Annotated in this window: 17 protein-coding genes, 1 tRNA gene and 4 pseudogenes; 13 read left to right on the top strand and 9 right to left on the bottom strand. The window is 62.0% G+C overall.

The features are described from left to right. Nucleotides 1–11: 11 nt before the first annotated feature. Nucleotides 12–811, bottom strand: a pseudogene (locus PD885_RS13215) (IS5 family transposase). A 179-nt stretch (nucleotides 812–990) separates the two neighbouring features. On the opposite strand from PD885_RS13215, the gene bfr reads away from it, so the two are divergent. After that, on the top strand, nucleotides 991–1,476 hold the full coding sequence (gene bfr, locus PD885_RS13210) for a bacterioferritin (protein WP_002810742.1): 486 nt from the start codon (nucleotides 991–993) through the stop codon (nucleotides 1,474–1,476). Between the two features lie 395 nt (nucleotides 1,477–1,871). Here bfr and parC read toward each other — a convergent pair whose 3' ends face one another. Then, nucleotides 1,872–4,115 (bottom strand): DNA topoisomerase IV subunit A, encoded by a 2,244-nt coding sequence (parC, locus tag PD885_RS13200; RefSeq protein WP_002810736.1) that lies wholly within the window; start codon nucleotides 4,113–4,115, stop codon nucleotides 1,872–1,874. Between the two features lie 60 nt (nucleotides 4,116–4,175). Continuing rightward, a pseudogene (locus tag PD885_RS20830) lies at nucleotides 4,176–4,424 on the bottom strand (hypothetical protein); the annotation flags it as partial. A 139-nt stretch (nucleotides 4,425–4,563) separates the two neighbouring features. On the opposite strand from PD885_RS20830, the gene PD885_RS13190 reads away from it, so the two are divergent. The 5 genes and pseudogenes from PD885_RS13190 to PD885_RS22100 all read left to right on the top strand — a co-directional run. Continuing rightward, the gene (locus PD885_RS13190) at nucleotides 4,564–5,004 is read left to right on the top strand and encodes a MarR family winged helix-turn-helix transcriptional regulator (RefSeq protein ID WP_002810733.1); all 441 of its coding nucleotides are present in this window, start codon (nucleotides 4,564–4,566) and stop codon (nucleotides 5,002–5,004) included. Continuing rightward, nucleotides 5,001–6,515: an AdeC/AdeK/OprM family multidrug efflux complex outer membrane factor gene (locus PD885_RS13185; protein ID WP_002810731.1), complete on the top strand. Its 1,515-nt coding sequence runs from the start codon at nucleotides 5,001–5,003 to the stop codon at nucleotides 6,513–6,515. Before PD885_RS13190 ends, PD885_RS13185 begins: the two co-directional genes overlap by 4 nt. Before the next feature lie 10 nt (nucleotides 6,516–6,525). Further along, a complete protein-coding gene (locus PD885_RS13180; RefSeq protein ID WP_040762819.1) occupies nucleotides 6,526–7,719 on the top strand; it encodes an HlyD/EmrA/EmrK family protein in 1,194 nt (397 codons plus the stop codon). A gap of 6 nt (nucleotides 7,720–7,725) precedes the next feature. Continuing rightward, the gene (locus PD885_RS13175) at nucleotides 7,726–9,306 is read left to right on the top strand and encodes a DHA2 family efflux MFS transporter permease subunit (RefSeq protein ID WP_002810726.1); all 1,581 of its coding nucleotides are present in this window, start codon (nucleotides 7,726–7,728) and stop codon (nucleotides 9,304–9,306) included. Nucleotides 9,307–9,310: 4 nt separating this feature from the next. After that, a pseudogene (locus PD885_RS22100) lies at nucleotides 9,311–9,530 on the top strand (hypothetical protein); the annotation flags it as partial. Nucleotides 9,531–9,687: 157 nt separating this feature from the next. Here the strand turns inward: PD885_RS22100 and PD885_RS13170 are convergent. From PD885_RS13170 to PD885_RS13160, 3 genes are all read right to left on the bottom strand, one after another. Next, a tRNA-Leu gene (locus tag PD885_RS13170) sits at nucleotides 9,688–9,774 on the bottom strand. Between the two features lie 49 nt (nucleotides 9,775–9,823). Continuing rightward, nucleotides 9,824–9,946 (bottom strand): hypothetical protein, encoded by a 123-nt coding sequence (locus PD885_RS22425; RefSeq protein ID WP_267896033.1) that lies wholly within the window; start codon nucleotides 9,944–9,946, stop codon nucleotides 9,824–9,826. A 258-nt stretch (nucleotides 9,947–10,204) separates the two neighbouring features. After that, nucleotides 10,205–11,974, bottom strand: coding sequence for a M14 family metallopeptidase (locus PD885_RS13160; RefSeq protein WP_088056930.1), 1,770 nt, complete (start codon nucleotides 11,972–11,974; stop codon nucleotides 10,205–10,207). Between the two features lie 305 nt (nucleotides 11,975–12,279). On the opposite strand from PD885_RS13160, the gene PD885_RS13155 reads away from it, so the two are divergent. Both PD885_RS13155 and PD885_RS13150 read left to right on the top strand, forming a co-directional pair. Next, on the top strand, nucleotides 12,280–13,845 hold the full coding sequence (locus PD885_RS13155; protein WP_088057130.1) for a POT-type proton-dependent oligopeptide transporter: 1,566 nt from the start codon (nucleotides 12,280–12,282) through the stop codon (nucleotides 13,843–13,845). 7 nt (nucleotides 13,846–13,852) lie between these two features. After that, nucleotides 13,853–14,461 carry a rhomboid family intramembrane serine protease gene (locus tag PD885_RS13150; RefSeq protein ID WP_002810716.1) on the top strand — a complete coding sequence of 203 codons (609 nt, stop codon included), beginning with the start codon at nucleotides 13,853–13,855 and terminating at the stop codon, nucleotides 14,459–14,461. Between the two features lie 143 nt (nucleotides 14,462–14,604). On the opposite strand, the gene PD885_RS13145 is transcribed toward PD885_RS13150, so the two are convergent. Beyond that, nucleotides 14,605–14,805: a hypothetical protein gene (locus PD885_RS13145; RefSeq protein WP_002810715.1), complete on the bottom strand. Its 201-nt coding sequence runs from the start codon at nucleotides 14,803–14,805 to the stop codon at nucleotides 14,605–14,607. A gap of 228 nt (nucleotides 14,806–15,033) precedes the next feature. Here PD885_RS13145 and PD885_RS13140 point away from each other — a divergent pair, with 228 nt between their 5' ends. The 3 genes from PD885_RS13140 to PD885_RS13130 all read left to right on the top strand — a co-directional run bounded on the left by PD885_RS13140 (nucleotide 15,034) and on the right by PD885_RS13130 (nucleotide 16,765). Next, nucleotides 15,034–15,303 (top strand): GNAT family N-acetyltransferase, encoded by a 270-nt coding sequence (locus PD885_RS13140; protein WP_002810712.1) that lies wholly within the window; start codon nucleotides 15,034–15,036, stop codon nucleotides 15,301–15,303. 49 nt (nucleotides 15,304–15,352) lie between these two features. Then, nucleotides 15,353–16,198 (top strand): polysaccharide deacetylase family protein, encoded by an 846-nt coding sequence (locus tag PD885_RS13135; protein ID WP_052032154.1) that lies wholly within the window; start codon nucleotides 15,353–15,355, stop codon nucleotides 16,196–16,198. A gap of 66 nt (nucleotides 16,199–16,264) precedes the next feature. Next, complete coding sequence (locus PD885_RS13130; RefSeq protein ID WP_002810706.1) at nucleotides 16,265–16,765, top strand: MarR family winged helix-turn-helix transcriptional regulator; 501 nt, start codon at nucleotides 16,265–16,267, stop codon at nucleotides 16,763–16,765. Nucleotides 16,766–16,865: 100 nt separating this feature from the next. Here PD885_RS13130 and PD885_RS13125 read toward each other — a convergent pair whose 3' ends face one another. Then, nucleotides 16,866–19,001 carry a M3 family metallopeptidase gene (locus PD885_RS13125; RefSeq protein WP_087946488.1) on the bottom strand — a complete coding sequence of 712 codons (2,136 nt, stop codon included), beginning with the start codon at nucleotides 18,999–19,001 and terminating at the stop codon, nucleotides 16,866–16,868. Between the two features lie 367 nt (nucleotides 19,002–19,368). Here PD885_RS13125 and PD885_RS13120 point away from each other — a divergent pair, with 367 nt between their 5' ends. After that, the gene (locus PD885_RS13120) at nucleotides 19,369–19,875 is read left to right on the top strand and encodes a glutathione peroxidase (RefSeq protein ID WP_002810701.1); all 507 of its coding nucleotides are present in this window, start codon (nucleotides 19,369–19,371) and stop codon (nucleotides 19,873–19,875) included. A gap of 42 nt (nucleotides 19,876–19,917) precedes the next feature. Continuing rightward, a pseudogene (locus PD885_RS13115) lies at nucleotides 19,918–20,724 on the top strand (IS5 family transposase). Between the two features lie 109 nt (nucleotides 20,725–20,833). On the opposite strand, the gene PD885_RS13110 reads toward PD885_RS13115, so the two are convergent. Beyond that, nucleotides 20,834–21,613 carry a ferredoxin--NADP reductase gene (locus PD885_RS13110; RefSeq protein ID WP_002810697.1) on the bottom strand — a complete coding sequence of 260 codons (780 nt, stop codon included), beginning with the start codon at nucleotides 21,611–21,613 and terminating at the stop codon, nucleotides 20,834–20,836. Nucleotide 21,614: the final 1 nt, after the last annotated feature.

Below are 21,614 nucleotides of genomic sequence, written 5' to 3'. Positions count from 1 at the left end.
TTAGAGCCTGTTCACGATCTTTTGAGTAGAAGCGCCAAGAAGGCCAGATGGATGAACTGCAAGCTGGTGTTGAGTTTGCGCTCGCAGTTCTTCCACAGCCTTCGGTTTTTCTCCAGCCAGGCAAAACTGCGCTCGACGATCCAGCGCTTGGGCATGACCTTGAAGGTGTGCAGTTCGCTGCGCTTGGCAATCTGCACCGTGAGCTGCTCGCCTAGAATCTCTCGCACGCCTTCGGCAAACGGTACTCCGGTGTAACCACTGTCGCACAGCAGGCTTTGTACATGCGTCAAGTTTGACTGACAGCGCTCCAGCGCCCGCAGCGCACCTTTGCGGTCGGTCACCTCCGCCGTCGTCACCGCGATGGCATGGGGCAACCCCTGGGTATCAACAGCGATATGCCGCTTGATGCCCGACACCTTTTTGCCCGCGTCATAATCCCTTTTGCCCGGCTGTGTCCGTGTTCTTGACGCTCTGCGCGTCCACGATCAAGAACCTGCTGAAGATGTTGCGCTCCTGTTTCTGGCGGGCCACGCCAACCTGATTTTTTGAGCGCCCGCTCCAGCAGGCTCACTCCTTCATCGTCGCACTCGCTCCACTTGGCAAAGTACGCGTGCACGGTCCGCCACTTCGGAAAGTCGCTGGGTAGCGCTCGCCATTGGCAACCGGTTCGCAGCACGTACAACACTGCGCACCACACCTCATACATATCCACTCGGCGTGGCTTGGTGCGCTTGCGCGCTTGTTCCAGGATCGGGAGGATGTGTTCGAAACGCTCCCGGCTCATGTCGCTCGGATAGGTTTTTTGGCGCATCCGCAGAGTCTGCACCAATCAGGAAAGATCGTGAACAGGTTCTTAGAGCTCGGTTGAAGTTTAGCCGCTGGTCGTGACCGTGGTGGGTCTTGCCGCAAGCGCAACTGAAAGTGATTCCGATTAGATCATTCCCCGACGGCTTGGGGCACCATGCGCGCATTGCGTTGCTGGAGCACACTATGAAAGGCCATCCCGAAGTCGTCGATTACCTCAAGCAGCTGCTGCGCGGCGAATTGGCGGCACGCGACCAGTATTTCCTGCATTCGCGGCGCTACGAAGATCAGGGCCTGATGGCGCTGTACGAGCGCATCAATCATGAGATGCAGGAGGAAACCGAGCACGCCGACGCGCTGCTGCGGCGCATCCTGTTCCTGGAAGGCGACCCGGATATGCGCCCGGCCGAGTTTGCGCCGGGCAAGACCGTGGTGGAGATGCTCGAGCGCGATCTGGTTGTCGAATACGACGTGCGCGCCGCACTCGCCGCAGGCATGAAGCTGTGCGAAGACCACGGCGACTACGTCAGCCGCGACATGCTGCTCAAGCAGTTGCAGGACACCGAAGAGGATCACGCCTGGTGGCTGGAGCAGCAGCTTGGCTTGATCAAGCGGATCGGTCTGGAGCTGTACCAGACCTCGAAGATCGACAAGGGCCACGTGGCGGGTTGAGCACGGCGATCTGCGAACTGCCTAGCGAGTAACCGGCGGGGGCGCTGACCGGATGGGCATCTGCTGTTCGTGCACCTTGGCTCCTGCATGCGGTCTTCGTCAGCTAAAGGCTGCTTGCTGGAGGTGTTGACCACTTGGTTGGCAGTGGCGAGAGAAAGATGCCATGCGGTGCATGCCGCATGGTGATGTTGACGACCGTCTCCAGATAACGTCGGCGCAGCTCGGCGGGCGCAGCGATCAGGGCTGTGCAGCGGGCCAGCACGCTTGCGTCCAGCGCAAACGTATCGCCGCAGATGCCCCCCTGCAGGCGGGGGAAGGCTGCTTGCGGCGCCGCAGTGGCCTGAGGCGACTGCGGTTTCAAACGCGCCAGTGCGCGCCGGGTTGGCGAATCACTGTTACTGCACGTCCAGCCCATCCACCTTTTGCCACCCGCGCGGCAACAACGATCCTCTGCTCGCACGCGTGCCTACATACGTGTCCAGATCCTTGAACGACAGGCTCATGGTGCGTGCGCCACTGCGGACCAGCAGCGTGTTGCCCGGTGCCACCGCGACCACCGCGACCACGCGCTCGGTGCCGAGTTTGGCCTTGGGGATCTCGATGATCTTGTTGCCTTTGCCCTTGTCCAGCTCGGGCACATCGCTGGCCGGCACTGCCAGCAGATTGCCGGCGCTGGTGACGGCGACGATGCGGTCGGTCTGCGGGTTGGTCACTTGTGCCGGCGTGAGCACATGCGCGCCGGTGGTTAAATTGAGCATCGCCTTGCCGGCCTTGTTGCGACCGGTGAGGTTTTCGAAACGGGTGATGAAGCAGTAGCCGTGCGAGGACGCCAGCACGAAGCGGCTGGTGTTGTCGGCGCTGACCATGACCTGGAACGCGGCGCCCGAGGCCGGCGAGAAACGCCCGGTCAACGGTTCGCCATTGCCACGTGCCGAGGGCAGGGTGTGCATTGCGGTCGAGTAAGCGCGGCCTTCAGAATCCAGAAACGCCACCTGGTGCGTGCTGCGGCTGCGCACTGCGGCCAGCAGGCTGTCGCCATCGCGGTAGGACATGCCTGCCGGATCGACTTCGTGGCCCTTGGCCGCGCGTACCCAGCCCTTTTCCGACAGCACCACGGTCATCGGTTCACTGGCGACCATTTCGGTCTCGTCGATCGCCTGTGCGGCGCCACGTTGCACCAGTGGCGAGCGACGTGCGTCGCCGAACTTCTTGGCGTCGGCGGTGAGTTCGTCCTTGATCAGCTTTTTCAGCTTGGTCTTGCTTTCCAGGATCGCCATCAACTGCGCGCGCTCCTTGGCCAGTGCTTCCTGCTCGCCGCGGATCTTCATTTCTTCCAGGCGCGCCAGCTGGCGCAGCTTGGTTTCCAGAATGTACTCGGCCTGCTCTTCGCTGAGCGCGAAGCGGGCGATCAGCACCGGCTTGGGTTCGTCTTCGCTGCGGACGATGCGGATCACTTCATCCAGGTTGAGGAAGGCGATCAACAAGCCTTCCAACAGGTGCAGGCGACGCTCGACCTTTTGCAGGCGATGGTTGAGGCGACGGGTCACGGTCTCGCTGCGGAACGTCAGCCATTCGCTCAGCAACTGACGCAGATTCTTGACCTGCGGGCGGCCATCTAGGCCGATTACATTGAGGTTGACGCGGTAGCTGCGCTCGAGATCGGTGGTAACGAACAGGTGGCCCATCAGCTGTTCGGCATCGACGCGGTTGGAACGCGGCACCAGCACCACGCGCACCGGGCTGGTGTGGTCGGATTCGTCGCGGATGTCTTCCAGCCACGGCAGCTTCTTGGCGCGCATCTGCTGGGCGATCTGCTCGATCACCTTGGACGGCGACACCTGATATGGCAGCGCGTCGATGACGATGTTGGCATGTTCTTTCTTGTAGGTCGCACGTGCGCGCACGCTGCCATGCCCGGTCTCGTAGATCGCACGTAGGTCTGCGACCGGGGTGATGATCTCGGCGGTGGTCGGGTAGTCCGGGCCGAGCACGTGTTCGCACAGCTCGGCGACCGTGGCTTCGGGGTAATCGAGCAACCGCAACAGTGCGCTGACAATCTCGTTGAGGTTGTGCGGCGGCACGTCGGTGGCCATGCCCACGGCAATGCCGGTGGTGCCGTTGAGCAACAGGTGCGGCAGGCGTGCCGGCAGCCAGGTCGGCTCTTCCAGGGTGCCGTCGAAGTTGGGTGCCCAATCGGTGGTGCCCTGGCTGATTTCGCCCAGTAGCACTTCGGCGATCGGAGTGAGCTTGGATTCGGTATAGCGCATCGCAGCGAACGACTTGGGGTCGTCGGTGGAGCCGAAGTTGCCCTGGCCTTCGATCAGCGGATAACGGTACGAAAACGGCTGCGCCATCAGCACCAGCGCCTCGTAGCAGGCGCTGTCGCCATGCGGGTGGTACTTACCGATCACATCGCCAACGGTGCGCGCGGATTTCTTCGGTTTGGCGGCGGCATTCAAGCCCAGCTCGCTCATCGCGAAGATGATGCGCCGCTGCACCGGCTTCAGGCCGTCACCCAGGAACGGCAGGGCGCGGTCGAGCACCACGTACATCGAATAGTCGAGATAGGCGCGTTCGGCGTACTCGCGCAGCGGCAACTGTTCGAAGCCGTGGAAGGTGGGGCGGGTCAGATCGGTCATGTAAAGGCAGGTCCTACGAAAGAGGAACCCGCGCCGCAGCGCGGACTCGAAGAGCGCCGATTATCCGGATGCGGCGGGGGATGCCAAGCCGCGCGCGCGTGTGCCGGCCAGATAACGCGTGGGCGGGGCACAAAAATAGCGGTGGAACACGCTGGCGAAGGCGCCGGGGCTGATCCTGAGGCCAGTTGGCCGGCACGCATGATCACCTCGCGGGCAAGCCAGGTCAGGCGAATCACGTCGCCTTGCATGGGCAGTGCCGCGCAGGCATCCGGCTGGACCCACCACGCCCCAGCCGCGCATCGGCCCGGCAGCTCCACATAGTCATTGGCGCAATTGTATTACCGAGCCAGCGCAGGCAGCTTGTATCTCGACGATCCTTACCGGTGTTTTAATACTGGATAAAATATTTGCGTTGACAAATATATTTTTAGGAACAAAATGGCCGTCCATGAACGATCTCTCCACTACCGCGCCGTCGTTCGGCTTGCTGTTGCGCCAGGTGCGCGACGCGCTGGTGCGCCAGCTCGACGCCGAGATGAAGGGCGAATTGCCCGACGTCGGCTTCAGCCACTACGTCGGTCTAAAGATTTTGGCGGTGCGCTCGCCTTGCACGGCCAACGAATTGGCGCTGGCGCTGGACCAGACACCGAGCGCGGTCACCCGCTTGCTCGACAAATTAGAAGCGCTTGGCGCGGTGCGCCGCGCACCGCATGCCCAGGACCGACGCGCGCTGCAGATCGTCATGACCGAACAAGGCGTGGCGCTGTGGGAGCGGCTGAAGCTGCGCGGCGAGCGTGCGATCGAACGTGGCCTGCGTGATCTGGCCGCCCCCGAGCGCGAACAACTCATCTCTCTTCTTATCCGTGTCCGCGACGCACTCAACGCATGAACACTGCTAGCTCCCTGCTACAGACGCTGCGCCCGCGCTCGATGCGCCTGGCGCGCCCGCTCGTCTTGACCGTACTGACGCTGGCGCTGGCCGCCTGCGCCAGCAGCCGTGGTCTGGTTCCGCAAGGTGCGGTGCTCGAATCCGGTGCGCTGCATGCCGAGCGCACCCTGGCGCAAGCCAACCTGAGTCCGGCCGCGTGGCCGGCCAGCGATTGGTGGCGCGCGCTGGGCGACCCACAATTGAACGCGTTGATCGCCGAAGGCCTGCAGCACAGCCCCAGCCTCGCTGCGGCCGACGCGCGCCTGCGTCAGGCCCAGGCACGCACCGGTAAGGCGCAGGCCGATCGCGGCCCGAGCCTGTCGGTATCCGGCGGCTACACCGGCCTGCAACTGCCCGAATCGATGGTTGGCGATGAGCTCGGCGGCAGTTACGGCGGCAGCATGCAGGTAGTGCTGGATTTCCGTTACGGCGTCGATCTGTGGGGCGGCAAGCGCACCGCGTGGGAAGCGGCTGTCGATCAGGCGCATGCGGCCGAAGTGGATACGCAGGCGGCGCGCCTGAACCTATCGGCGGCGATTGCCGAAGGCTACGCGCAGCTCGCCTACGCCTGGAGCCTGCACGATGTGGCCAACGATGAGTCGACCCGCGCGCAGCGGACGCTGGAGCTGACCCGGCAACGCCGCGGTGCCGGTATCGACAGCGAGTTGCAGGTGCGTCAGGCGCAGGCACGCGTGCCGGCTGCGCAGCAGCAGGTGCAGTCCGCGCAGCAACAGATCGATGAGGCCCGCACCTTGCTGGCTGCGTTGGTCGGGCAGGGCCCGGACCGCGGGTTGGACATCCCACGCCCGGTGTTGGCTGTGGCAATAGCCACGCAATTGCCGAGCAACCTGCCTGCCGATCTGTTGGGCCGTCGTCCCGATGTGGTGGCCGCGCGCTGGCGCGTGGAGGCGGCCGACAAGGACATTGCAGTCGCCAAGACCCGCTTTTATCCTAGCCTCAACCTTACCGCGCTGGGCGGGGTGATCAATCCCGACGTCGGCAAGCTGCTGCAAAGCGGGTCGGTGCTCGGTCTGGTAGCACCGGCCCTGAGCCTGCCGATCTTCGACGGCGGCAAGCTGCGCGCCAACCTGGCCGGTAGCGATGCGCAGTACGACCTGGTGGTGGCCGACTATAACCAGAAGGTGCTCGACGCCCTTCGCGAAGTGGCCGACCAGGTCAATGCGGTGCGCTCGCTGGAGCAGCGTGCGCGTGCACAGAACGACGCCGTGCAGACCGTGAGCGCTGCCTTCGATCTCGCACAACAGCGCTATCGCGCCGGCATCGGCAGCTATCTGGAAGTACTCAGCGTGCAGGAGCAATTGTTCGTTGCACGCCAACGCATGGCCGGCCTGCAGTCGCAACAACTTCTGGCCTCGGTGAGGTTGCAACGCGCACTGGGCGGCGGATTCTCGCCGGAGCCTGCACGCGATACCGCACACGTCGCGGCCCCGTCCGTACAACCGAATTTCTGAGACATCCACGATGAGCCAGACGATTTCTACATCTCCCCACCCCGCGCCGGCGACGCCGAGCAAGCGCCGTGCGTTGCTGCGCATCGTGGCCATTGTGGTGATCATGGCGATCATCGCAATCGTGGTGTGGTACTTCCTGGTCGGCCGCTGGCATGAGGACACCGACGATGCGTATGTGCAGGGCAACCAGGTGCAGATCACCCCGATGGTGGGCGGCACCGTGGTCAGCATCGGTGCCGAAGACGGCATGCGCGTTGAGCGCGGCCAACTGCTGGTGCAGCTCGACCCGGCCGACACCGTGATCGCGTTGCAGCAGGCCGAAGCCAACCTCGCCAAGACCGTGCGTCAGGTGCGTGGTCTGTACCGCAGCGTCGAAGGCGCACAGGCCGAATTGTCGGCGCGTGAGGTCACACTGCGCAGCGCGCGTGCCGACTTCGCACGTCGTAAGGGCCTGACTGCCAGCGGCGCAATTTCCAACGAAGAACTGGCGCATGCCCGCGAAGAATTGGCCGCAGCCGAAGCCGCAGTCAGTGGCTCGCGCGAGAGCTTCGAGCGTAATCGTGCATTGGTCGACGACAGCGCCGTGGCCAATCAGCCGGATGTGCAGACCGCCGCCGCGCAGTTGCGTCAGGCCTATCTCAACCATGCGCGTACCGGTGTGGTTGCGCCGGTGTCCGGCTACGTTGCACGTCGCTCGGCGCAGGTCGGCCAGCGCGTACAGCCGGGCAGCGTGCTGATGGCGGTGGTGCCGCTGGAGCAGGTGTGGGTGGAAGCCAACTTCAAGGAAACCCAGCTCAAGCACATGCGTCTTGGCCAGCGAGTGGAGCTGCATTCGGATCTGTACGGCGGTGGCGTCAACTACGCCGGCCGCGTCGAGAGCCTAGGCCTGGGCACCGGCAGCGCGTTCTCGCTGTTGCCGGCGCAAAACGCCAGCGGCAACTGGATCAAGATCGTGCAACGCGTGCCGGTGCGCATCACGGTGGATTCCAGGCAGCTGGCGAGCAATCCGCTACGCATTGGTTTGTCGATGAAGGTTGACGTCAATTTGCATGACCAGCAGGGCAGCGTATTGCCAACCAAACTCGCCAACGGCGCAGTGTTCTCCACCGACGTCTATGCGCAGCAGCTGAGTGCCGCCGACGCGGACATCCAACGCATCATTCAGGACAACCTGCCCTCGCAGGTTGCTTCCAAGGCGAGCTAAGCCACGATGTCTTCGCAAGCTCCCACCGCGCCCGGCGGCCCCTCGGCACCGGCGCCTGCCGCCGGCTTTCGCCCAGCGAGCGTGGCGCTGTGCACCATGGGCCTGGCAATGGCCTCGTTCATGCAGGTGCTGGACACCACCATCGCCAACGTCTCGCTGCCGACGATCGCCGGTAATCTCGGCGCTAGTTCGCAGCAGGCCACCTGGGTCATCACCTCGTTCGCGGTCAGCACCGCGATTGCGTTGCCGCTGACCGGCTGGTTAAGCCGCCGCTTCGGCGAAACCAAGCTGTTCGTGTGGTCCACACTGGCGTTCACCATCGCATCGCTGTTGTGCGGGCTCGCGCAGAGCATGGGCATGCTGGTGGTTGCACGCGCGCTGCAGGGTTTCGTTGCCGGGCCGATGTACCCGATCACCCAGAGTCTGCTGGTGTCGATCTATCCGCGCGAAAAACGCGGGCAAGCACTCGCGTTGTTGTCGATGATCACCGTGGTGGCGCCGATCGCCGGCCCGATTCTCGGCGGCTGGATCACCGACAACTACAGCTGGGAATGGATCTTTTTGATCAACGTGCCGCTGGGCATCATCGCCAGCGGCATTGTCGGCTCGCAGTTGCGTCATCGTCCCGAGCAGCTGGAAAAGCCGCGCATGGATTACATCGGCCTGATCCTGCTGGTGGTCGGTGTGGGAGCGCTGCAGTTGGTATTGGATCTGGGTAACGACGAGGACTGGTTCTCCTCCGACAAGATCGTGGTGCTGGCCTGTGTCGCGGCAGTAGCCTTGGTGGTATTCGTGATCTGGGAGCTGACCGACAAGGACCCCATCGTCGATCTCAAGCTGTTCCGGCATCGCAATTTCCGCGCCGGCACGTTGGCAATGGTGGTGGCGTACGCAGCGTTCTTCAGTGTGAGTCTGCTGATCCCGCAATGGCTGCAACGCGACATGGGTTACACCGCCATCCGGGCTGGCCTTGCCACTGCGCCGATTGGCATCCTGCCGGTGTTGATGACACCGTTTGTAGGCAAGTACGCGCTGCGGTTCGATCTGCGCATGCTTGCCACTGTTGCCTTTATCTTTTTGTCGTTCACCAGCTTCTTGCGTTCAAACTTCAACTTGCAGGTGGACTTCAACCACGTGGCCACCGTGCAATTGGTGATGGGGGTCGGCGTGGCGTTGTTCTTCATGCCGGTGTTGCAGATTCTGCTGTCGGATCTGGATGGGCGCGAAATCGCCGCAGGCTCCGGCCTCGCCACGTTCCTGCGCACCTTGGGGGGCAGCTTCGCCGCATCGCTCACCACGTATCTGTGGGCACGTCGCACCCAGATCCACCACGCGCACGTCACCGAGCACATTTCGGTGTACACGCCGGGCATGCGGGAACAGGTCACCGCTATGGGGCAAGGCGACCTGCAACGCGGCGCGGTATCGCTCAACAATATGATCAATCACCAGGCCTCGCAGATGGGTTTCAACGACATCTTTTATCTGCTCGGCTGGATCTTCCTGGCGATCATCTTTTTCCTGTGGCTGGCCAAACCGCCGTTCGGCGTAGGTGCCGGTGGCGCTGCGGCGGCTGGTGGGCATTAGTTTTCTTAGCCACTCTAACGCCACGCACAAGAACCCGCGTTACATCATCCAGCTGAAGGGGCGTCCGTACGTGCTGTTGATAATCAACGACGGCGGCGGCGAGCTGTACCTGCCAGACGCGCCGAATCCGAGGCGCGTTCGCTGTTGATGCGCTTTTCTCGGAATATATCAGTCCAGAGCATTATCTGACCGACTATCAAGAGTTGGCTTTGGCAGGCACGTAGCAATCCGGTGCGCAGGCGGGTCCGCTGTTTGAGACCTGCTTGCGTCATCGCAATGTGGCCACTTGGCGTGCGAGCGGCCAGCTAACTCCGCATACCGGCCTTGCAAACGCAAAAAACCCTGCGTGAGCAGGGTTTTTTGCGATCTACTGTTGAGTCATGGTGCCCAGGAGAGGACTCGAACCTCCACGAAGTTGCCCCCGCTAGCACCTGAAGCTAGTGCGTCTACCAATTCCGCCACCTGGGCGACTCAGGGGGCGCATTGTGCAAGTTGCGCACGAAGCTGTCAACGCATCTCAGACGATAGCCCTGACCGCGCGTGCGGCAGCATTGCGGTCTTTCCCATCCCCTTCATCGATCTGCACGTTCGGCAATGCCGCGCGCAGCGCATGCAACAGCGAGCACGAATGGATGATCATCAAGCCCGGTCAAGTGGTCGGAGTGAGGCCGGGAACTGTATTGCCGCCGGGATTGGTCATGCCTAGCTCATGCCGAGTGCAATCGTTAGCACGAGATAGCGCGGAGTTGGGCGTGTAAACGTTTTCATATCGAGGCGTGGCACGCGATAGATCCTTGTGGTGCGGTTGCGATCAAGGGAGGGCGCCGCAGTGCCGAGTGTGAATGGCGCTTTTGGGCGCCGGATCAGATTCAGATGGTTGCCGGCAGTGGGCGCGGCGTCAGAACTGCGTCTGCGCAGTGCGCAACACCGGGTACAACTGGTAGCGTTCGTCCCAGGAGGAATGCAGGCGATAGAAGAATTCCAGCCGTGCCTTCGGGTCGGCGGCGAAGGCCGCATCGCCGGCCAGGCGCTGCTCGAACTGCGCTTTCAATGCTGGATCGCGAGCGAGCATGTCACGCGCCACATCCTCGGCAACGTAATCCTCCATGTATTCCTTACGCTCGAACGCGTTGTTGAAAAAGCCCCATTGCAGCAGCGAGTCCGGTGCCTGCGGTTCCAGCATCGCCATCATCAGGCCTGACTTGGCCTGGGCGATCGGCATGAACAGCGAGCCAGCTGGCAGGCTGCGGCTGTCATCGCGCCATTGCCCAGTGATTTTCAGGTTTTGATGGCCTTCGTTGGAGCGCGGCGCAAATGTCGCCGTGTCTGCGCGGAAGCTCTGCACCGGGTACTCGCCGGCAGTGGCAATGGTGTCAAAGGCGATGCCGTGCAGGCGTAGTTTCTCTGCCACCAGCGCAGCCTGTGCAGCAGGCACCAGATAGCCGCCGCGTGGCGCATCCACTACCACGTCGGGTTTGAGCTGGTCGCGTAACGGCACATTCCACAGTTGCGGCTTGGTTTCGTCGTAGCGCGTTATCAACGCACCGGAAATCGGAGAGGGTGCGCGCGTGTACGCATAGCCACGGAAGGCGACGGTGCGCGTGGCCGGGTCAGCAGCCAAGCGCAAGGGCTGAGGTTCGCCAGCCAGCTTGGTCGCACGCTGATCGGCGGCCAGTGTATCGGCGCGCCATTGCGCACCGTTGCGCGCGGTCTGCTGCAGCACCGATACGATCGCGTTGCGGGTCACCCGCACGCGTACCGGGTAGGTCTTCCACGAGTGCGTTTCCACCAGCATGCCGAAGCGGTTACGCAGCAGGAAATAGCCGTGCGAATAGCGCGGCGGCGATACAGTGTCGGCGAAGCCCGATGTCGGGTCGTCTTTGTGCACGAACGAGGGGTAATACGGCAGCGGCAGCGAGCCTTGTTTTGCAAGGTCGCCAATCACCGCATCGCGCCAGCGGGTGCCGTCGCGTTGCAGCGTGGCATCGCCGGCATGCACCGGCTCGACCTGCACCGAGACGTCGTGCTCGAACTTGGCCCCATCGGTGACATGCAGGTCCACGTACATCAGCGGATCCCAATACTGCACCAGCCGCAGCATCGCCTGCATTTCCGGTGCATCGGCTTTGAGGCAGTCGCGGTTGAGATGGAGGTTCTGTGCAGTGGTGCGCCAGCCCATCTGCTCAGGGCCAGGCTGATTGGGCCGGTTCCAGGTACCGAAGCGCTCGTGGCCATCGACGTTGAACACCGGCACGAACACCCACACCAGTTTGTCGAGCACGCCTTTGCCGGTCTTGCCGTCCAGCAACTCGCGCAGGGCCAGAAAACCAGCGTCTTTGCCATCGATCTCGCCGGCATGGATACCGCCTTGCACCAGCACCACCGGCAGCTTGCGCCGCGCAGCGCTGCCCGCATCCAGCGCGCCGCTGGTGGAGACGATCAGCGCCTTCATTGGCCGGCCTTCCGGCGTAATGCCGAACTCGATGCAACGCACCGCTTGCGGATAGCGCTGCGCGAAGGCATCGCACAGCGCGACGACCTCATCGTAGCGTCCGGTTTGCGCAAACCCGCTGCGTTCGGCCCGCGTGGTCAGCGGCTCGGCAGCCAGTGCGGTAGGGACGGAGGTCAGCAGCAACAGCCCTAAAGCCAGGCGTGTGAAGTGGGGCATCCAGCGGTCCAGTGGTCCAGAAACAGGTCTGAAATGAAGCCCAGCCAGCGCAATAGGCCAATTTGCACTGCGTCATGACTTCGGTGTGGGCTGTTTGGCGCGCGTGTTGCACCCGAGGTGCTGCACCGTGATTCCTTCGCCGACCGGATCAGGCGCACGCGCATGCGACGCTTGATTGCACGCCGCCCCGTTGCGCCGTATGCGCGCTATCGGGGGGTGTGCAGCAGTCCGCGCGCCGGGCAATGGCGGCCAGTACTCGCGCGCCGGTACGATAGGGCTTGTTTTTCAGCTCGACCGGACCGCCTTTGACCACCTTCACCTTGCCGGGCGCCACTAACGGTGCGCGCCTGCCGCGCCAGATACCCTTCATCATCGGCAATGAAGCCTGCGAGCGTTTCAGCTTCTACGGGATGCGCAACATCCTGGTCCAGTTCCTGATCACCTCGCTGTTGCTGCAGGAAGTCAGCGGGCCCGGCCGTGAGGCCGAAGCCAAGTACATCTTGCATAGTTTCATGATCGGGGTGTACTTCTTCCCGCTGCTCGGCGGCTGGCTGGCCGATCGCTTCTTCGGCAAATACCACACCATCTTGTGGTTTAGTCTGATTTATTGCGCGGGCCATGCATGCCTGGCGATGTTCGAAGGCAGCCGCAACGGATTTTTCGTTGGGCTTGGGTTGATCGCGCTGGGCGCGGGCGGCATCAAGCCGCTGGTGGCCTCGTTCATGGGCGACCAGTTCGACCAGTCCAGTAAGCACCTGGCCAAGGTGGTGTTCGATGCCTTCTACTGGATCATCAATTTCGGCTCGTTGTTCGCTTCGCTGCTGATTCCGCTGGCGCTGAAAAACCTGGGCGCGTCCTGGGCATTCGGGATTCCCGGCATCCTGATGTTCGTGGCCACCCTGGTGTTCTGGCTGGGCCGCAGGCGCTACGTGCTGGTGCCGCTGCCGCCGAAAGATCCGCATGGCTTCGGCGCGTTGGTGCGCACCGCGTTGCTGGCGCACGCGCCGGGGCAGGGCCGTCCCGGCTTGACGTTCGCAGTCGTGTCGATACTGCTGGCGCTGGGCTGCTTCGCTTTGGTCGGTCAGGTGGGCATCGTCATCTGCCTGTGCATGGCACTGGTGCTCTTGCTGGCCGGCATCGGTGGTGGCACCTGGTGGCAGCTGGAACGCGCGCGCGGCGCTCACCCGGATGTCGCGGTCGAAGGGGTGCGTGCGTTGCTGCGGGTGTTGGTGATGTTCGCGCTGGTGACGCCGTTCTTCTCGCTGTTCGATCAGAAGGCATCGACCTGGGTGCTGCAAGGGCGCGAGATGACCATGCCGGCCTGGTTCACAGCATCGCAGATGCAGGCGCTCAATCCGCTGCTGGTGATGCTGCTGATCCCGTTCAACAACCTGGTGCTATACCCGCTGCTGCGCCGTAGCGGTTGGGAGCCGACGCCGCTGCGTCGCATGACCATCGGCATTGCCTTCAGCGGTCTGGCGTGGATCGCCGTCGGTGCCATCCAGGTCAGCATGGACAGCGGCGAGCCGATGCATATCGCCTGGCAGATTCTTCCGTATACGCTGCTGACCGTGGGCGAAGTGCTGGTGTCGGCCACCGGCATCGAATTCGCCTATAGCCAGGCTCCGCCCTCAATGAAGAGCGTGGTGATGAGTTTCTGGTATCTGACCACCACGGTTGGCAATCTGTGGGTGCTGTTGTCAAACCTGGCCGTGCGCAACGAGACCGTGACCGCGCAGATCGCCCATACTGGGCTCAGCGAAGCAGGCTTTTTGATGTTTTTCTTCGCGGCCTTCGCGTTCATGGCAGCACTGGCCTTCGGGCTGTATGCACGCCGTTATCGCATGGTCGACAATTACCGTTTTGCCTGAGGTCCGCATGATTACCCTGATCCTGATCGCCATCACCGGCATCGTCTCGTGGATGGCGTTCAACAACCGCAAGCTGGCCGACCGGTTGGTGCTGTGGCCGCCCGCGCTGGACAAGCAAAAACAATACGGCCGCCTGGTGACCTACGGCTTTGTCCATGCCGATCTGGGCCATCTGGTTTTCAACATGATCACGCTGTTCTTCTTCGGCCGTTATATCGAAGACGTGATGACGCGGCTGACCGGCAGTGCGCTGACCTATCCGTTGTTCTATCTGGGCGCGCTGGTGGTGTCGATCCTGCCCAGCTATCTGAAGAATCAGAAGAACCCAAATTACCTGAGTCTGGGCGCATCCGGTGCGGTATCGGCGGTGTTGTTCGCTTTCATCCTGCTGCAGCCGTGGACGATCATCCTGGTGCTGTTCATTCCAGCGCCGGCGATCATCTACGCGGTGTTCTACGTCGGCTACAGCCTATGGATGGACCACCGCGGCGGCGATCGCCTCAACCACAGCGCGCATCTGGCCGGCGCCGCGTTCGGTGTGATGTTCATGCTGATCATGGAGCCGCGCGTGTGGCAGGTGTTTCTGGAGCAGTTGTCCAATCCACATTTCGGCTGAGCGCGTCCAGCGAGCTTACGGTGCCGCCGCCAAGCGGGCACGGACCGGCGTCGATATTATCGAGTAGAACCGGCTGCCCTCGGTAACCAGGCAGGACCATCGCAAAATGCGGGAATGGCCCTGATGATGGACGCGACGCCGGCTCAGGCCGCGTTGCGTCCCTGGTTGGCGCTGAGCGTACTACCAACCACCGTGCCGTAAGTCTGCTGCAGGCGCGCGTACACCGTATCGTTGAGCTGCACGAAGTCCGGGCTGTGGGTGTCGCCGCTGATGGCGAACTGGAACAGGCCCTCGAGCAACGAGCTATCGCTGTCTGCGCTGTGTCCTGCCGAATCGTTGTTCATGCGGTGACTCCTCGTAGTTAGGGCGAAGACGTCTGCAGCTTCCGCAGACCGGTCATAACACATGCCTTCGAGTCGGCTATCGGCGCACCTCAGGGTAACTTGAGTGCACGTTCAACAAGCTACATCGCAGGTCAGACCGGGATTCACTTTCACGCATGCGCGGCATCCTGCTGGTCACACTGATCGCGTACTCATTTGCCTGACGAGACCACCAGGGAGGCAGCGACAGTGCACGCAGAACACGATCCGACCCAGCAACAGTTCACTGTAGACACCGATGGACAACGCGCAGAACTGGCGTACCGTCGCGAGGGCGAGCGCATGACCATCGCGCACACGCATGTGCCTGATCCAATCGGTGGGCGCGGTATCGCCGCTGTGCTGGTTGAGGCCGCTTTGAATTACGCACGCGAAGCCAATTTGAAAGTCGTTCCCGCGTGCAGTTACGCCGAGGCGTATGTCCGCCGGCATCCGCAGTTTCAGGATTTGCTGGCTTGACCAGCAACCGGGTTTTCGCGTTAGGTATCCATCAGGGGAGCAGGTGGTAATGGGGCGGTCGATCGGAGTGAATGAAGTGCGGGGGGTGCTGATGCTGGCCTTGCTGACAGGGTGTACGCAGCGCGAACCCACGAGGGCGGAGTCGACCGAGCCCACAGCCGATGCAGCTGCTGCGGCAATGCCGCCTGCAGAGCCTGTTGCCGTGCAAAGCGGCCCGCTGAAAGACGTGCTCGAACATGCCCCAGCCTACATGGTGGGTATCAGCTACCCACGCGGGTTGGATGCGTATCCTGAACTGACCGCGCTGATTCGTGGTTACGCGCAGGATGCACGTGCCGAACTGATGGAAGCCGTGTCCGGTCTTGGTAACGACAAGCCGGCCGCGCCCTATGAGTTGTCGCTGGCGTTCGAGACCGTATTGCAGACCGCCGAGCTTATTGTCGTTTCCGCCGACGGCAGCCGCTATACCGGCGGCGCGCATGGCGAGCCGTTGGTGGCGCGCTTCGTGTGGCTGGTCAAGGAACGCAAGCAATTGACCGCGCAGGCCTTGATTCCGAACCCGGCAGGCCGGGAAAAGATCGGCCGCGAGGTCGCCGCAAAACTCCATGCTGCCGCAACCCAGCGCGTGGAAGTCGATCGCGTTCCGTTCGAAGATCAGGCTAAGCAGGTCGCCTCGGCCGATCGCACGATGGCCGAAGGCACTGCGGCACAAGTCGATAATTTCGCCCAGTTTGTGCCGGTGCTAAACCCGGCTGGGCAGATCACCGCGCTTCGGTTCGTGTCTCTGCCGTATCAGGTCGGCCCGTATTCGGACGGCACGCAAACGGCCGAGGTTGCAGCCTCGACATTATTGCCGTGGGTCGCGCCGGAACATGTACATCTCTTCGCACGCTGAGATGTCGCCCCGCAGATGATGTGATTGAATGGCTCGGCCATTCAGTAATGTAATCAAATGGGTGATATGAGCAGTTTCGAGCCTACCGCAAGTCGCGTGAACCACACCTGCCTGCGTTATCCGGCCTTCCCGCGGGAGCCGGCTGTCCTGGTGAGGCTGATCAAGCATCTGTACAAGCGGTTGCACACACAGGGCTGCATGCGGCTCAAGCCATACGGCATCAGCCCGCCGGAATACGAAATTCTGATGATGTTGTACGGCACGCCCGACCAGTCGATGACGCCGACTGAGGTGTCTGAAGCTGCCAGCGAAAAGCCGGCCAACATCACCCGGCTGACTGATCAGCTGTGCGAGAAGGGCTTGATCACACGTGGCAACAGTCCAGACGATCGTCGCAAGATCGTACTGACCTTGTTGCCGGCGGGATTGGCATTGATCGAAAGTCTGCTACCGGATGCCTGCACGCTGCTGCACGCTGAAACTGCCGTGTTGAGCGAGGCCGAGCAGGTGCGTCTGGAAAAGCTGCTGAAGAAATTGCTCGAGGGTGTGGACGCGGTCGAGCGCTAAATGGCATGCCGGTGCCTTGCGGCAAGACGCACGGCATCACGACCAACAAAAACGCCGCCCGGATCTCTCCGGGCGGCGTTTTTATTTCCGCCAGTTGCGATTACGGCTCGGGCTGCGACGCTTCCGGCGTAGCACCATCGCCACCTTGCGCGCTCAGGCCGCGCTTTTCGAGCAAGGGCTCGATCTGCGGCGCGTGACCGGCAAAGTTCTGGAACAGTTCCATCGCATCCACGCTGCCACCGCGCGAGAGCAGGATCTGGCGGAAACGGTCGCCATTGCCACGGCTTAGGCCACCATGCTGCTTAAACCACTGCTGGATGTTGGCGTCGAGCACTTCGGACCAGATGTAGGCGTAATACCCGGCCGCGTAACCGCCCATGATGTGGCTGAAATACGGCGTTTTATAGCGCGGCGGCACCGGCGTGTAAGCAATGCCGTCCTGCTGCAGCGCCTTTGCTTCGAACGCCATCACCCCGGTCGCGTCGGGCACTTGGTTGGCGCTTATCTGATGCCAGTTCTGATCCAGCATTGCTGCAGCCAGGTACTCGGTGGTGGCAAAGCCCTGGTTGAACCTGGACGCGACAATCACCTTGTCCAATAGCGCCTGCGGCATCGGTGTGCCGTTCTGATAATGCTTGGCGTAGTTCTTCAGGATAGACGGCTCGTCGGCCCACATCTCATTGACCTGCGAGGGGAACTCGACAAAGTCGCGCGGCACGCTGGTGCCGGAGAAATATGGGTACTTCACGTCCGAGAACATGCCGTGCAGCGCATGCCCGAACTCATGGAACATGGTGGTTACTTCATTCCAGGTCAACAGCGTCGGCTGGCCGGCCGGCGGCTTGGGAATGTTGAGGTGGTTGGCGACCACCGGCTTGAACCCGGTTAGCGCCGACTGCGACACATACGAGTTCATCCATGCGCCACCGCGCTTGGACTCACGCGCATACATATCGGCGATGAAGATCGCCAATTGCTTGCCATCGGCGTCGAACACGTCATAGACAGTGATGTCGTCGCGGTAGGTCGGCAGGTCGGTACGTTGCTTGAAGGTCAGCCCGTATTCTTGATTGGCCGCATAAAACACGCCGTTTTCCAGCACGCTCTTCAGTTCGAAGTACGGCTTGAGCTGGGACTCGTCGAAATTGTACTTGGCCTGGCGCACCTTCTCGCTGTAGTAAGCCCAGTCCCAGGCCTGGAGCTTGAAGGTCGGCTTGCGTGCGCCTTTTTGTTCCTTGTCGATCATCGCCTGCAGATCAGCCGCTTCGCGCTTGGCGTTGGCCACAGCGGCCGGGGCCAGTTTGCTCAGCATCGCGTTGACCGCTTCAGGGGTCTTGGCGGTCTGGTTATTCAGCGAATAAGCGGCGTAGGTCGCGAAGCCGAGCAGCTTGGCTTTATCCGCGCGCAGCGTCATGATGCGCGACACCACTGCGGTGTTGTCGTACTGGCCGCCGTGGCTGCCGCGCGACACCGAGGCGTCGTAGATCTTCTTACGCAGCTCGCGATTGTTCAGTTGGGTCAGCGGCGGCTGGCCGGTGGTGTTGAGCAGCGCGATCACATACTCGCCATCGAGTTTGCGTGACTTGGCGGCTTCGGCGGCGGATGCGATCTGCTCGTCGGACAAGCCATCGAGTTGCTTGACGTCATCGACGACCACCGCCGCGGCGTTCACTTCGGCCAGCACATTCTGGCTGAAGGTGGTGCCAAGGTTGGCCAGCTCGGCATTCATGGCCTTGAGCGTGGTCTTGTCGGCATCGGAGAGCTTGGCACCGTCGCGCACAAAATCACTGTAGTACTTCTCGACCAGGCGCACGCCTTGCGCGTCAAGGCCCAGTGTACTGCGTCGGTCGTACAAGCTCTTGATGCGCGCAAACAGCTTGCCGTTGAGCGAAATCGCATCGCGGTGCGCGGCGAATCTGGCCGAGTAGTCGGCCTGAAGTTTCTTGCGCGCGTGGTTGGTGTCGGCACCGACCAGATTGAAGAACACCATGGTAGCGCGGTCGAGCGTGGCGCCGCTTTTTTCCAGCGCAATGATGGTGTTGTCGAAGGTCGGTTTGGCTTTCTGGTTGGCGATCTTCTCCACTTCCGTCAGCTGCTCGGTCATGCCGGCATCGAAGGCGGGTGCGAAATCGCTGTCCTTGATCTTGTCAAATTGCGGGTAGTGCAGCGGTAGCGTGCTGTCGGCAAAGAACGGATTGGCTTGCGTGGCAGCCTGCGTGGCGGCGGGTGCGGCGATGCTTTAGGACGGCATGGCAAGTCCCAGTGAAGCGGCCAGGGCAAAGGCGAGACGGGTGGTCAAGAGAGTTGCTCCAACGTGCTAGCCGCCCAGGCTAACCTGGCCGGGCAGGATGGGCGTGTGACAAAAGGCATGGCTGCACGATGACAACGCAGCCATTGGGCGGGCGCGGCCAGTGCCCGCACTGCCGATGCATGGCTGTGGCGCTGGAATTGCTGCGCGCCGCTTGCACCTGCCTACTACTACCGACTGCGCGGTGCCAGCGACGTCCAGCCGTAAAACGCGCGTGGACAGCGCACGACGGTCGCAATACAGCGAGATGGTTGGCTGCGCTAGTCTGCTGCTTTCCCAAGTACGCGAGACTGGCATGAGCGAGCTGTCCACGTTTGAATTCACCGATCTGGAAGGTCGTACGCGGTCGATGCGCGATGAGGTCGGCAAGGTGGTGCTGGTGGTCAATGTCGCGTCCAAATGCGGTTTCACCCCGCAATACGCTGGCTTGCAGGCGTTGTGGCAGCGCTATCGCGAGCGTGGCTTGGTGGTGATCGGGTTTCCGTGCGACCAGTTCGGTCATCAGGAGCCGGGCGATGCAGCGCAGATCCGTCAGTTCTGTTCGCTCGATTACGCAGTGGATTTTCCGCTGGCGGCCAAGATCGAGGTCAATGGCAGCGGCGCGCATCCGTTGTGGCAGTGGCTCAAGCACGAACAGCCCGGCGTGCTTGGTTCCGAAGCGATCAAGTGGAATTTCACCAAGTTCCTGATCGGCCGCGACGGCAGCGTGCTGGAGCGCTATGCGCCGACCACCAGGCCGGAGGCGCTGGCTGCGGATATCGAGCGTGCGTTGGGCGCAGTGGCAGCGCGTGGCACACCTTAGAGCGTGTTATGAACTTTGCCCTTGTCACGCTAACGTATACGGATGAAGCCTCGTAAGCCTTATTCCACCGATATTTCCGACGAAGAATGGGCCTTTGCGGCTCCCTATTTGACGCTGATGGACGTGCAGGCACCGCAGCGCAAGTATGAGCTACGCGCGATGTTCAACGCACTGCGGTGGATCGCGCGCGCCGGCGCACCATGGCGATTGCTTCCCAACGATTTTCCGCCCTGGGAAGCGGTGTATCAGTAAACACAGCGCTGGCTGCAAGCGGGCTGCTTTGAGGCCATGGTCAGTGATCTGCGCTCACTCTTGCGTGTGGCGCAAGGGAAAAAAGGCCAGCCGAGCGCGGTCATTTTCGATGCTCGCACGCTGCAGTCCACCTGCGAAAGCGGGCCGCGTGCTGGATACGATGGCTATAAACGCAAGAAAGGCAGCAAGGTACACATGGCCGTCGATACGCTTGGACATCTGCTCGCTGTCCAGGTGACGCCGGCTAATGAGCAGGAGCGCGCGCAAGTCCGATCGTTGGCACAAGAGGTACAACACGTGACCGGTGAAACGGTCAAGATCGCCTTTGTTGATCAGGGCTACACCGGTCAAGAACCGGCGCAGGCGGCCACGGAAGAAGGCATTGAGTTGCACGTGATCAAGCTGCAAGAAGCGAAAAAAGGCTTTGTCTTGCTGCCGCGCCGTTGGGTTGTCGAGCGCAGCTTCGGATGGGCCAATCGTTTCAGACGGCTGGCACGCGACTACGAGCGATTGCCGGAAACCTTGGCCGGTTTGCACTTCGTCGTCTTCACGATCCTGATGCTTGGAAATGCAGCCACCCTCTTTCAAAGTTCATAACACGCTCTAAGAAGCGCACTTGTGCGCGATGAGGCCCTGTCGGGAAGACCTCATCGCGCGCCAGCGCGCTCCGACGATACTGCGGTGTCGGCGTGTCTTGCGCGTTACATCACTTCTCGACGAACGCGCGCTCGAACACGTAATGCCCAGGGGTGCCGATACGTGGCGAGGTCTGAAAGCCGCGTGCATCCAGCAGGGTGCGCAGGTCGGTCAGCATCTGCGGGCTGCCGCAGATCATGAAGCGGTCGTTGACCGGATCCAGCGGCGGCAAACCGAGGCTCTGCTGCATGCGGCCATCGGCCATCAGCTCGGTCAAGCGGCCCTTATTTGCGAACGCTTCGCGCGTCACTGCCGGGTAATACAGCAACTTGTCGCGCAGGATGTCGCCGAGAAATTCGTGCTGCGGCAGCTCGCGCTCGAAGTAGTCGCGATAAGCCAGATCCTGCACGAAGCGCACGCCCTGGGTAAGGATCACCTTGTCGAAACGCTCGTAGGTTTCCGGGTCCTTGATCACCGACAACCACGGTGCCAGGCCGGTGCCGGTGCCCAATAAATACAAGTTGCGCCCCGGATGCAGATCGCTGATCAGCAGCGTGCCGGTGGGCTTTTTGCCGACCAGCACCTTGTCGCCGGGTTTGATGTGCTGCAGCCGCGAAGTCAGCGGGCCGCCGGGCACCTTGATGCTGAAGAATTCCAGGTGTTCTTCCCAGTTGGCGCTGGCAATCGAATACGCACGCAACAACGGGCGCGTTTCGGTTTCCAGGCCGATCATCACGAACTGACCGTTCTCGAAACGGAAACCGGCATCGCGGGTGGTGGTGAAGCTGAAGTAGGCATCGGTCCAGTGACGGACCTCAAGCACCGTTTCGGCGCCGAAAGCGGAAGACATA

It is taken from the genome of Xanthomonas fragariae, from assembly GCF_900183975.1.
GTDB lineage: Bacteria > Pseudomonadota > Gammaproteobacteria > Xanthomonadales > Xanthomonadaceae > Xanthomonas > Xanthomonas fragariae.
Note: the sequence above shows the minus strand (reverse complement) of the source record. Positions and strands in the feature narration are given on the sequence as shown.

Coding starts and splice junctions, on each gene's coding strand:
- bfr (WP_002810742.1), top strand. CDS start 991: ATGAAAGGCCATCCCGAAGTCGTCGATTACCTCAAGCAGCTGCTGCGC.
- parC (WP_002810736.1), bottom strand. CDS start 4,115: ATGACCGATCTGACCCGCCCCACCTTCCACGGCTTCGAACAGTTGCCG.
- PD885_RS13190 (WP_002810733.1), top strand. CDS start 4,564: ATGAACGATCTCTCCACTACCGCGCCGTCGTTCGGCTTGCTGTTGCGC.
- PD885_RS13185 (WP_002810731.1), top strand. CDS start 5,001: ATGAACACTGCTAGCTCCCTGCTACAGACGCTGCGCCCGCGCTCGATG.
- PD885_RS13180 (WP_040762819.1), top strand. CDS start 6,526: ATGAGCCAGACGATTTCTACATCTCCCCACCCCGCGCCGGCGACGCCG.
- PD885_RS13175 (WP_002810726.1), top strand. CDS start 7,726: ATGTCTTCGCAAGCTCCCACCGCGCCCGGCGGCCCCTCGGCACCGGCG.
- PD885_RS22425 (WP_267896033.1), bottom strand. CDS start 9,946: ATGATCATCCATTCGTGCTCGCTGTTGCATGCGCTGCGCGCGGCATTG.
- PD885_RS13160 (WP_088056930.1), bottom strand. CDS start 11,974: ATGCCCCACTTCACACGCCTGGCTTTAGGGCTGTTGCTGCTGACCTCC.
- PD885_RS13150 (WP_002810716.1), top strand. CDS start 13,853: ATGATTACCCTGATCCTGATCGCCATCACCGGCATCGTCTCGTGGATG.
- PD885_RS13145 (WP_002810715.1), bottom strand. CDS start 14,805: ATGAACAACGATTCGGCAGGACACAGCGCAGACAGCGATAGCTCGTTG.
- PD885_RS13135 (WP_052032154.1), top strand. CDS start 15,353: ATGGGGCGGTCGATCGGAGTGAATGAAGTGCGGGGGGTGCTGATGCTG.
- PD885_RS13130 (WP_002810706.1), top strand. CDS start 16,265: ATGAGCAGTTTCGAGCCTACCGCAAGTCGCGTGAACCACACCTGCCTG.
- PD885_RS13120 (WP_002810701.1), top strand. CDS start 19,369: ATGAGCGAGCTGTCCACGTTTGAATTCACCGATCTGGAAGGTCGTACG.
- PD885_RS13110 (WP_002810697.1), bottom strand. CDS start 21,613: ATGTCTTCCGCTTTCGGCGCCGAAACGGTGCTTGAGGTCCGTCACTGG.